Below are 6,992 nucleotides of genomic sequence, written 5' to 3'. Positions count from 1 at the left end.
ATTAGGTTATTTGGCAGATGAAGATAGAGAATCGGTTTTTATTAAGATAAAAAAGTACTTGAGTTATTAATACTATACTTGTCCTTAAACAAATTGGTTAGTTACTGAAATTATATAGCGAATAGTTAAGATGGAGTGTATTGATATAAATTATTATTTCAAATCACTGTCACGATTGGAGCTTTGTTGAGAAGATTCATCATTATCAGAAGTATTAGGCTTAATCCTACCAATCATTTCATCAACTGACACTTGAAAATAATCTGCTAGGGCTATTGTGATTTGGCTATTAAAAGTTTTTTGCTTCCTTTTCCCATTAACTAAACCACGTAAAGAGTGACTGCTAAAACCTATATCCAGACCTAGTTTATACAAACTTAGATTTTGTTTATTTACTCTGTCAATCAGAAATTTTTTTATATTATAAATGATGTCACTTGGTATAATTTTACAAAATTCTGGATTTTCTGTATTAGGTAAAGAAATATATTGACTTCTTCCTACAACTTCATCAATAGAACAGTTAAAGTAGTTGGCTATTTTCAATATATTATACATTTGAATACTAGAGTTTACTTCATTCATAATACTAGTAATATTATTATAAGGAATGCCACTTTGCCTAGAAAAGGATTTTCTTGTTAATTTGAGTTCTTCAAATTTAGATATTAAAAATTTTTGTATTTCTTTAACAAGAGTCATGCTAGGAATTCAAGGATTAAAGTAAAAATTAAAAAACCGTGCGGCAGAGTTATTTTTTATTGACACCTCCAAATAATTATATTAAACTCCAAAAATAGAATGAGACCATAAAAAAAAGATCAGTGGTTACTGACTAATTTTTTAGAGCTAAAATATATATTTTGGTTTAGCTATCCGATTAGCATTTACGTCATTGCGAGGAGCCACCTTAGTGGCGACGAAGCAATCCATAGAAATTAAAATTGGATTGCTTCGTCGTCTCACGCCTCCTCGCAATGACGTTTGGGATGCATACATGTCATTGCGAGACCACATAGTGGTCGTGGCAATCCATAAAAGTTAAATTTGGATTGCTTCGTCGTGCTTACGCACTTCTCCCAATGACGTTTGGGATGCATATACGTCATTGCGAGACCACATAGTGGTCGCACAATCCATAGAAATTAAAATTGGATTGCTTCGTTGTGCTTACGCACTTCTCGCAATGACGACATAATGCTAATCGGGTTAGCTATAAATCTCAAACTAAAAAAGCCAGTGTAACAACCCAAGCGTTTAGCTTATTAATAAGCTAAAACTTGAATGTTACATTTGGGAAAACTAGTAAGTACTTTTTGTTAGCAAAACTTTTGAGTACTTACTAGAGAACTTAATCCAATAGCTATTTCTATTAAATTACAACCATTATCGAGGTGTAACTATGATCATACACAATTTTCCTCCACTAGTCAAACTCTATTATTTTTGCAGTCTTATAACGTAAGTATTAGCAATACTAACTTCATTGCGAGACCACATAATAGATTGCTTCGTCGCTACTAAAGTAGCTTCTCGCAATGACGTATATGCCTATAACTCGTCATTGCGAGACCATGTAATGGTCAAAGCAATCCATTTCTAACCATTTTCCTGGATTGCTTCGTCGGATTACGCCTCGTCGCAATAATGGAGAAGCTATCTAGAACATTAACGGATTAGGTATATATCATCGTATCCACAGAAAACTCCTTGAATAAACTAGTAAAGTACATTAATATCAGATAATGATAACTAATATAATGAGCATAGTATGAGAACTATTATTGATATACCTGACATGCAAGTAGAAACTTTGAATCAACTTTCAAAGAAGAAAAAACTATCTAGGGCAGAAATTATAAGACAAGCTTTGACTGATTATATAACCAATTATGCTAAAAGTAAAAAAGGCTATAAATCAGCATTTGGCATATGGAAAGATCAGAAGTTAGATGGCTTGCTATATCAACACAAGTTACGTGGCGAGTGGGATGAATGAAAGTATTATTTGATACTAATATATTGATAGATTATTTGCTAGGACATGTAGCAGCTAATAGAGAACTTGAACAATATAAAGATTGTAAGATTAGTATAATAACTAAAATGGAGATATTAGCTGGAACCTCAGAAGATAATGAGGAAACAATCAGAGAATTCTTAGATAACTTTACCATAATTGGCTTAAATGAAGAAATAGCTGAAATTGCCATCTCTATTAGAAAAAAGTATAAGATCAAACTACCTGATGCAATAATATGGGCAACAGCTAAGTATTGTAATGGTTTATTGATAACTAGAAATACCAAGGATTTTCCTATCCATGCCCCTGACATAAAGGTTCCGTACAACATATAATTGATACAATAGAGGCTCTAATGGAAAAAGCCAACATAATTAATTCAGATTAGGAATGGAGCTTTGTTGAGAAGATTCATCATCAGAAGTAGCTGGCTTAATCCTACCAATCATTTCATCAACTGACACTTGAAAATAATCTGCTAGGGCTACTGCAATTCGGCTATCTAAAGTTTTTTGTTCTCTCTTATTAACAAAACTATGTAAAGAATTGTTACTAAAACCTATCTCGGTACTTAGTGTATACAAATTTAGATTTTGCTTCTTTACTTCATTTTCTAGGAAATTTTTTATATTGGTTATTATCTCTTCTGAAGTAATTTCATGAAATACTAAATCTCTAGTGTTAGGTAAAGTAATATAGTCATTTCTTCCTATAACTTCGTCAATTGAACATCTAAAATAATTAGCAATTTTAAGTATATTACTTATGTCAGTATTTAGTCTAAACCCTTTTGTTATATTAATTACAGTAGAATAAGGAATAGCACTTTTTCTAGCGAAATCTTTAAGATTAATTTTCTTTTTAAAAATTCTTGTATTTTATAAACAAGAGCCATTCTAAAATTAAAAGTACTGTTTAAATAACGAAATATCCCATTATGGGGTATTTTTTTCTTGGCACCTCAAAATAATTAGATTAGACTCCCTAAAATAGAATGAGATCAAAAAAAAAGAGATCAGTGGTTACTGACTAATTTTTTAGAGCTAAAATATATATTTTGGTTTAGCTATCCGATTAGCCTTTGGGTCATTGCGAGAAGCCAATTTAGTGGCGACGAAGCAATCCATAGAAATTAAACTTTGGATTGCTTCGTTGTGCTTACGCACTTCTCGCAATGACGTTTGGGATGCATATACGTCATTGCGAGACCACGTAGTGGTCGTGGCAATCCAGAAAAATTGAATTTGGATTGCTTAGTCGGCTCACGCCTCCCGCAATGACAGTGACGGCATAATGCTAATCGGGTTAGCTATAAATCTCAAACTAAAAAAGCCAGTGTAACAACCCAAGCGTTTAGCTTATTAATAAGCTAAACACTTGAATATTACATTTGGGAAAACTAGTAAGTACTTTTTGTCAGCAAAACTTTTGAGTGCTTACTAGAGAACTTAATCCAATAGCATTGCTATTAAATTACAACCGTTATTGAGGTGTAACTATGATCATACACAATTTTCCTCCACTAGTCAAACTCTATTATTTTTGTAGTCTTATAACGTAAGTATTAGCAATACTAACGTCATTGCGAGACAATGTAATGGTCGAAGCAATCTATTTCTCATCACTTTCTGGATTGCTTCATCGGCTCACGCATCCTCGCAATGACTAAGCAATATCCAGAGAAAACATTCAATAGGGAGTTATTTATGACCGATGAAAAAGTCCTGTTATTTTCATATCCGCCTCATAGCCGGCAACTACAAGATTCTTTGATGAAGGAGTTTTTGGATAAAATTATAGCATATAGTAAAAGACGCAGTACTATAATAAACATCCTCGTTATAACATTGGCATTAAAATATGTTATCCAATACCAAGCCGATCAGAAACGACACTCTGGTGAGTCATATTACCATCATCCAATACAAGTTGCGTTAATAGCAGCCAAACTTTCCTGTAAAACTGAAATAATAGCAGCATCATTATTGCATGATATTGTAGAGGATACAGATATTACTATTGATCAGATACAGTTTTTATTTGGTAGCAAAATAGCAGAATTAGTTAACAAACTGACGAAGCTTGACGATATTATAACAAAGAAAGTAAAAATTGAAGGAGAACATGCCTTACAGAAATTGCTTCAACCGGAAGATATGGATGCATGGTATATCAAGCTTGCTGACAGATTACACAACATGCAAACCCTTCATCATATTGAGTCAATAGAAAAGCAAAAAAGAATAGCCTTGGATACTTTAAACAACTTTATACCTCTGGCAAAACTAGTTCGAGTAAAATGGATAGAACAGAAACTATAAGCATTAGCTAGCAAAATATTAGAGGGGAATTAATTAATACAATTTATTTACTTTTTATTAATAGTTTAGTTAAATTATCTCTTTATTAATTCTCTCCAAACAAAATTTTTCCGTCACTGTTTTTAATTCAAGTCTTTCTTGAATGATCAGGGAGCGTTCAGGTAAAACAGTTTTCATATTACTAGTATCTTCTAAAGTTATAGTGAAACAGATCGAATTAGGTGATAAAGAACATAGCGATAATTGGGAGTGTTATAAGAACTAATACACATCAAATTAACATAAAATTGACGTTTTCCTCTTATTTTTTCATATATTATCACCTAATTCAATAGCTTTTACTATATAATAAATTTAAGCCAACAAATTGGAAACCAAAATGATTAGATTACTACAATTGGCATAGATACTGCAAAAAGAATTTTGCAAATTTACCATGTACAAGAAATCTTTTCTATAACATTTACGCTTTATTGAATACCGTGATATTGTTACAAGCAACAATTTATTATTTCAGTTTTCTACGTATATTTTTCTTGCTATCATTACTTAAATCGTCAGTATAGTTATTAGCACTAATTTAGTTATAGGTGGAAAAATGATAGGGCATCAGCAACAACAAAGTAGCCTAACCAAGGAGCAAAAAGAAGCTGTCGGATTACTTTCAGTTGGGACGTTTCTTGAGTATTTTGATCTGATGCTATATGTACATATGGCAGTTCTTTTAAATGAGCTCTTTTTCCCAAAAAGCGATCCTTTTACCTCTTCATTGCAGTCTGCTTTTGCATTTTGTTCAGTGTTTGTTTTAAGACCTTTTGGTGCACTTATTTTTGGTAAAATAGGTGATAAAATTGGTCGTAAACCAATAGTTATTATCACAACATTTATTATGTCTATTTCATGCATTATAATGGCTACTCTTCCAACATACGAACAAATAGGTATAGCAGCTGCATGGTTAGTTACCGTGTGCCGCATGTTACAGGGCATGTCATCTATGGGAGAAATAGTAGGTGCAGAAATTTATTTAACTGAATTCGTGAAACCACCTATGCAATATCCGGCTGTAATGTTAGTCGCAATTTTTTCTATTTTAGGAGGGGCAACAGCTTTGGGCGTTGCATCTATTACAACTAAATATCAATTTAATTGGCGTATTGCATTTTGGATCGGTGCACTAATTGCAATGGTTGGTGGTGTTGCTAGAACAGCACTAAAAGAAACAACGGATTTTGCAGATGCAAAACGTCGGTTAAAAAATATCTTAGATAAATCCGGTGTGAGCATGGCTAAATTAAAAGATGACCCTATATTACATGAAAAAGTAAGCAAAAAAACAACTATAGCCTTATTTCTAATACAATGTGGATGGCCATTATGTTTTTATTTTACGTATATTTATTGTGGGAATATCCTTAAAACTCAGTTTGGTTATAAACCAGAAGAAGTAATTAATCAAAATTTTTCGTATCAATGGTGAATTTAGTTGGCTATATATTATTAATGTATTTAAGTTATAGAATACATCCATTAAAGATATTGAAAGCAAAACTATTTATATTCTGTCCGGTTGCTTTGCTTTGTCCTTACTTGCTAAGCCATATAAACAGTCCATTACATATATTTGCACTGCAATCATTTTTTATGTTATTTGTGCTTAGCACTAATCCAGCTACCCCTGTTTTTTATACTCATATTCCCATTTTCCAACGTTTTACTTATGGTGGTTTTATATATGCTATATCTCGTATTCTCATGCATATTACTACATCATTTGGAATTATCTATTGTGAGAAATATTTTGGACAATGGGGAGTGTCATTGATCATAGTGTCTATGGCAATAGGTTATGGATTTGGGATATTTTACTTTGTGAAACTAGAGAAGGAAGCCGGAAATTATCATGTAAAGTTTGGTGATCATTCTGTCTCTGCATATTCTTAAAACATAGCCTTGCTAATATTTGTTCAATTTTTGGGGTTCCAAGATAAATACTAAGACTCATAAATCTGCTAAGAGTTTCTTCTATTATCTTCTTAATTTTTTCTGGAGATTTTACTCCAATAGTTTGTACATTATGAATTCTATCGAATAGCTTAATGATTAAGACATCATATTTCTTTTGTAGCCATAATAATTCTACTGTTTCTGCTGCACTAATTTTTCTGTCTCCCTTCACTCTGGTTAAGTCTTCTACCTGATTAGCAATCTGACTACCAAAAATATTATCAATCATGTCTTCGGTAAGAGCTGTATCTTCAATAGTATCATGAAGTAAACTGGTAATAATCATATCAGTATTGAAATATTGGGGCATTTCTAATGCTGTATGCTGTGCAACCATGTACGCTACTTCTATCGGGTGAGAGTAATACGGTTCACCAGACTGTCGCATTTGTGTGTTATGATATTTTTTGGCGTAATATATACCTTTTTTCACCTCACCGATATCTATTGGTCGCTTTACTTGTTGGTTCAGCTGAGTTAGTTTATTGAGTAACCTTTCAGCATACTCACAAGATTCAAATTTTGATTGCCAATTATGAATATCTTCCATTAAACACCTAACACATTATAATGGTCTCCATATTTTGGACACAAAAATAGAAGAAATGAGATAGAATTCTTTAGCAAAAAAGGAGAGCTAG

Annotated in this window: 6 protein-coding genes and 2 pseudogenes; 4 read left to right on the top strand and 4 right to left on the bottom strand. The window is 32.3% G+C overall.

Features of this window, described 5'->3' with window-relative positions; all coding sequences use genetic code 11:
* Positions 1-153: 153 nt before the first annotated feature.
* Positions 154-702, bottom strand: a complete 549-nt coding sequence (locus RiCNE_RS04805; protein WP_094649468.1) for a helix-turn-helix domain-containing protein — start codon at positions 700-702, stop codon at positions 154-156.
* Between the two features lie 1,069 nt (positions 703-1,771).
* On the opposite strand from RiCNE_RS04805, the gene RiCNE_RS04800 reads away from it, so the two are divergent.
* Positions 1,772-1,999, top strand: coding sequence for a ribbon-helix-helix domain-containing protein (locus RiCNE_RS04800; RefSeq protein WP_094649467.1), 228 nt, complete (start codon positions 1,772-1,774; stop codon positions 1,997-1,999).
* Complete coding sequence (locus RiCNE_RS04795) at positions 1,996-2,358, top strand: type II toxin-antitoxin system VapC family toxin (protein ID WP_094649466.1); 363 nt, start codon at positions 1,996-1,998, stop codon at positions 2,356-2,358. The genes RiCNE_RS04800 and RiCNE_RS04795 overlap by 4 nt, the downstream gene beginning before the upstream one ends.
* A 39-nt stretch (positions 2,359-2,397) precedes the next feature.
* Here the strand turns inward: RiCNE_RS04795 and RiCNE_RS08035 are convergent, their stop codons facing one another.
* Positions 2,398-2,607, bottom strand: coding sequence for a hypothetical protein (locus RiCNE_RS08035; RefSeq protein ID WP_239832702.1), 210 nt, complete (start codon positions 2,605-2,607; stop codon positions 2,398-2,400).
* 129 nt (positions 2,608-2,736) lie between these two features.
* Positions 2,737-2,892, bottom strand: a pseudogene (locus tag RiCNE_RS08500) (helix-turn-helix domain-containing protein); the annotation flags it as partial.
* 792 nt (positions 2,893-3,684) lie between these two features.
* On the opposite strand from RiCNE_RS08500, the gene RiCNE_RS04785 reads away from it, so the two are divergent.
* Positions 3,685-4,344, top strand: coding sequence for an HD domain-containing protein (locus RiCNE_RS04785; protein ID WP_094649465.1), 660 nt, complete (start codon positions 3,685-3,687; stop codon positions 4,342-4,344).
* 598 nt (positions 4,345-4,942) lie between these two features.
* Positions 4,943-6,288: pseudogene (locus tag RiCNE_RS04780) on the top strand (MFS transporter).
* Here the strand turns inward: RiCNE_RS04780 and RiCNE_RS04775 are convergent.
* The gene (locus tag RiCNE_RS04775; protein ID WP_094649464.1) at positions 6,179-6,901 is read right to left on the bottom strand and encodes an HD domain-containing protein; all 723 of its coding nucleotides are present in this window, start codon (positions 6,899-6,901) and stop codon (positions 6,179-6,181) included. The pseudogene RiCNE_RS04780 and the gene RiCNE_RS04775 sit on opposite strands and share 110 nt — an antisense overlap.
* Positions 6,902-6,992 lie beyond the last annotated feature (91 nt).

It is taken from the genome of Rickettsia endosymbiont of Culicoides newsteadi (assembly GCF_002259525.1).
Lineage (GTDB): Bacteria > Pseudomonadota > Alphaproteobacteria > Rickettsiales > Rickettsiaceae > Tisiphia.
This window is presented reverse-complemented; position numbering and strand designations above follow the sequence as displayed.